This window comes from Priestia sp. P5_B4, assembly GCF_056400385.1.
This window is the reverse complement of sequence record NZ_JBFULJ010000298.1, coordinates 1-4,244: the sequence shown is the minus strand read 5'-3', so window position 1 is coordinate 4,244 and position 4,244 is coordinate 1. Positions and strand designations below refer to the sequence as shown.

Annotated in this window: 5 protein-coding genes; 4 read left to right on the top strand and 1 reads right to left on the bottom strand. The window is 33.3% G+C overall.

Annotated elements, in window-relative coordinates:
* Positions 1 to 483 (bottom strand): hypothetical protein (locus tag AC1DRF_RS17930; protein ID WP_477741304.1); only part of this gene is annotated, 483 nt, incomplete at its 3' end.
* 979 nt (positions 484 to 1,462) lie between these two features.
* Here AC1DRF_RS17930 and AC1DRF_RS17925 point away from each other — a divergent pair.
* The 4 genes from AC1DRF_RS17925 (at position 1,463) to AC1DRF_RS17910 (ending at position 3,960) form a co-directional block, all read left to right on the top strand.
* Entirely contained in the window at positions 1,463 to 2,383 is a 921-nt protein-coding gene (locus AC1DRF_RS17925; RefSeq protein WP_427075060.1) for a CPBP family intramembrane glutamic endopeptidase, read from the top strand.
* Positions 2,384 to 2,426: 43 nt separating this feature from the next.
* Positions 2,427 to 2,573 (top strand): hypothetical protein, encoded by a 147-nt coding sequence (locus AC1DRF_RS17920; protein ID WP_198530636.1) that lies wholly within the window; start codon positions 2,427 to 2,429, stop codon positions 2,571 to 2,573.
* A gap of 313 nt (positions 2,574 to 2,886) precedes the next feature.
* On the top strand, positions 2,887 to 3,396 hold the full coding sequence (locus AC1DRF_RS17915) for a GNAT family N-acetyltransferase (RefSeq protein WP_162214766.1): 510 nt from the start codon (positions 2,887 to 2,889) through the stop codon (positions 3,394 to 3,396).
* 396 nt (positions 3,397 to 3,792) lie between these two features.
* A complete protein-coding gene (locus AC1DRF_RS17910) occupies positions 3,793 to 3,960 on the top strand; it encodes a hypothetical protein (RefSeq protein ID WP_427075059.1) in 168 nt (55 codons plus the stop codon).
* Positions 3,961 to 4,244 lie beyond the last annotated feature (284 nt).

Sequence of the window (4,244 nt, the reverse complement as noted above, 5' to 3'; positions counted from 1 at the left end):
ACCTCTGTTTTTGTGCAAGCGATGATGTTTTTTTCCTAGATGGTAGGACCACCCCATAAAGTGAAGGCTGATAGCCAATCCATAGAATAGTGATTCAACTCGCTTGACATCGGTTGAGAACACAACATAAGAAATGATAAAAGAATAAACCATAAAGAAACTCGCCTGTACCATATAAACGGTCAGTTCCTTCAGGTGTGTGGCTGCCTTCGTCTGAGCAAATGAATACACAGAAAAATAGACGAGTAAGCCGAGAAGACCAAGAAAATATAGTTCAGTATCAAGGGCCAAGGATCCTCCAAACTCTTCTTGTTTTTTATGAAGTGTCGGTAAGATATAAATAAACACATAAGCAATAGCTACACCGCCTGATAATGAGAGCAGCTTTTGCTCCCCGTTTGGAGAACGTTCGACAATCGTTAATGCGTATAGTTGAATGAGGATAAATACAATGCCTATTATAATTGATTCAATTGTAACCATGATTGTCTCCTTTTAAGGTTGAACTTTACGGTTTAGTTCCCTTTAAAAGAAAAAGAGAAACCATACTTTGAGTAGATACTTCTTAAAGAGGCGCATTCATTAAGGGGATATTGTACCTTAATTATTTTCTTAAAACGTATTATCTCTATACTAAATGAGATGAAAAAGGTTATAAAAACTCTATCTGAGATTTAAATAAAAGAAGCAAACTCCTAATGATAGGGAATTTGCTTTTTTGTTTCTATAAATATTTCTGCAKGGGAACTAACACCCTTTTTCCAAAAGTTTTCGATTTATTTACACGTATGATACGAATCTAGCAATTTTATCTGTTTTACTAGACACTTCATATTGATTATCCTATTTTTCTTGGTTATAATATTGTTGTTACATTTGTAATAATAATGTAATATTATTGTAACTTATATATATTTTTATGGTGTTATATGAGTTGATTGCTAATTTAAAAACTGAAAAAGTTGTTTATGTATAAACTCTTAAGTGTTGTGGTAACAGCCATGAGGGTAAAAGTTTGAATAAAAAGGTGAGGGAAATGTTGAAAAAAATATTTATTTTAGTTGTTTTAGGATATATATTCTTGAGTAGCAAGTACTTTCTTCAAAATTATGTGTATGCGGGCACATATGAGCAACATATAACGGTTCAAGAGGATTTGCTGTCTAGTCTTCTTTTAGAAAAAGCTGTTTTTTAACGGCTTTTATGATGCTAAGTAAGAGAAGAAGAAAGAATTCTGTGTGAAGAATCAAGGGATAAATAAGGTGTTGCTTTACTGGCTTTGGCAGTCTCTTTGGGTTTATCTCTAAAGGCAGAGTCATTTGAAAAGATTTACGTCAGCGGTATTTAAAATATGTACAGGGCTACTCGTCCTAATAAATTTATATATTGCCAGGACAAAAACGAAGTAGAGAAGAAATATTTGATTGAGAAGAGAACGCTGAGGGAGTAAGAGTAAAATAAAATGAAGAACTATCTAGATGTGGAAGAAGGAAAAAACGGCTGGAAGCGTTATTTAAGCACAATGATACTGGCTTCTGGGTTCATGCTATTAGGGTCGATTATTTATATTATCGCTGACATGGTTATGGTTGCAGCAGACGAAAGTGGAAAATCATATTTTGATTTTGATAGCGGAGTGGCTGTAGGAATCAATGCTAACCTTGATTTTTTGTTATCTCATATTGTGTACATATGCTGGATTTTTGGTTTATGGATCGGGATTCGTTTTATTCACAAACGAAAAATGAAATCATTAATCACTGCTAACAAACGTGTGAATTGGAAGAAAGTAATATGGTCTTTTGGAGCTTTTAGTCTGTTACTAATCGTTTCACAATTAATTGATGTCGTGTTTAACCACTCAGATTATTCATGGAATCATGTAAGTCTGAAAGAGTATGTACTATTAATACTTATTACATTCTTGTTAGTACCTATTCAAACAACAACGGAGGAGCTTTTCTTTAGAGGACTTCTTCTTCAATGGGTGAGTAAGAAAGTGAAGCGTCCAATTTTACTTGCGATTATTGTTGGACTAATGTTTTCAATAGGTCATTTTGCTAATCCTGAAATGAATAAATCCATTATATTGGTGGGATTAGATTATATTGTAGCTGGTTTTGCTCTTACATATATCGCGATTAAAACAAAAAGCTTAGAAATTACCATTGGCGCACACGCAGCCAACAACATGTTTCTCGCTCTGTTCCTTACAACGGACGATTCTGTTTTCGGATCTATACCGAGTTTGTTTAAGGTAGCTAACACTGAGCCAGGAGCTAATCTTATTTGGTCGATTGTTATGTTTAGTGTTTTCTATATCTTATGTAGAGGGAAGATAAAAAAGGAAGAAGCAGCTGACAAAGATCAGCTTATTGCTTAAATTAGCAGAACCAATAACTAAACAGGATAGGAGATGTAACAGAGTGAGTGGAAATCATGATGAAAAGAAACCATTGACTCGTGCAGAAATGAAGCGAGGCCACTTAGCTACTCAACATCGCATTTTGAATGTACTTATCGTTCTTGCATCGATTGCTGCAGTTTATCTAGTAATAAAAACCATACTTTAAAAGAGCGGCCTTTAAGGCTGCTCTTTTTTTGTAAAAACACGCACACGCAACTACTAATTGAAAAAAGCTTTTAACGAAATCATTGTAGCCGGTCTAATAAATAAAAAACCTTTGCCMCTCTGGGCAAAGGTTTTTTTATTTAACTATTTCCTAAGGAAGAAACCGAAACCCTTGAAGATAAACTTCCTTTAATTATAATTAATGGTAAAATAATCAACATAAAAGAAAATAAGATAATTGATTTAATATCTCAAACTAATGAATTAACTCTAATTAAGATAAAGATTCAATATACGTAAAAGGAGTAGATAAAATGAGTACAAAAAGAATACACCTTACGCCATTTGAAACAGCTCACATTCAATCCTTACATAAATGGTTAAATGATGAACGGGCAATACAAATGATAGGCAGGACACCTTTAACCTATGAAGAAGTGGTACAAGAAGTAGAAAAGAAAAGAATGAACAACGATTTAATTTTAGGAATTGAAAGCGATGAAAAAGAATTAGTTGGATGGGTATTTCTAAAAGATATAGACTACGCACATGGAAGAGCTAGTATAGGAATTCTTTTATCTTCAGAAGCTAGAGGGCAAGGATACGGTCAAATAGCCATGGAGCAAATGATTGATCTAGGATTTAAACAGCTCCGTCTAAATAAAATCTATTTAACTACAAGAGGAATAAACGAACAGGCAATTGCATTGTATGAAAAAATCGGTTTTGTTACCGAAGGAAAATTAAGAAATCATGCTTATGTGGATGGGAAGTACGTAGATACATACTTTATGGGTATATTAGCTTCAGAATGGAACAAGTAAACTTACTTCTTCACCATAAACAGCTATCATGAAAGTAAAAAAACTAGTGCTTGTATTGTACAAAAATCATGATTTTATATATCATTTATTTGCCGCCCGCAGGTACAAATGATAAAACTGTAATAATATACGAAGTACTTTAGTATTTACTAAATAAACTATGAAACTCAGGTAAGAGAGAATTAGAGTGATTATAACATTTTCAAACTTTGTATGTATATGAAACTACAAATCTGGCCACACTAATAACGTATTCTCCCTATTACAATAAAGTTAAAAATCCTTTGCCTGCATAAGGGAAGGATTATTTTTTTTATAAATCCTGCTTTAATTGGTTGTGAATCTAAATAAAGGGGAATTACATACATTAAGAGCACACAAAGGGGATAAATAGTAGTGACAAATCATAAGTACTATACGGGATCCCTGTTCACCAGGGAATTAGAACGTTTAAAAGAAGAGTATATTCAACTTGATTTCGACGATGTGAAAAGAATGGTTGAAGAAGATATTTTACTGTTAGAAAAAGCGGTGAATATGTTGTCTACGAATACAGTGTATTAAATTAAGCAACTTACTCAAGATGCAATAAAGCCTTATCTAACAACTACTGTAAATTCAATTTTAAAAAAAGCTACCTCTTTTGACTGGGAAGAGGTGGTCTTTTTCAATTTCTAGACTGGATAAGATGTACTAAGTAAAAAAGCGTTTAAAAGCATTTTATAATATGTACTAGTTTCTAAGAAATGTTGCCCAAACAAAAAAGGACATTTCTTCTATGTCCTGTTCCCTCGTATCAGCCCCGCCTACGCTAAATACTATGACAGCCACTCATGCCATCCAACCTA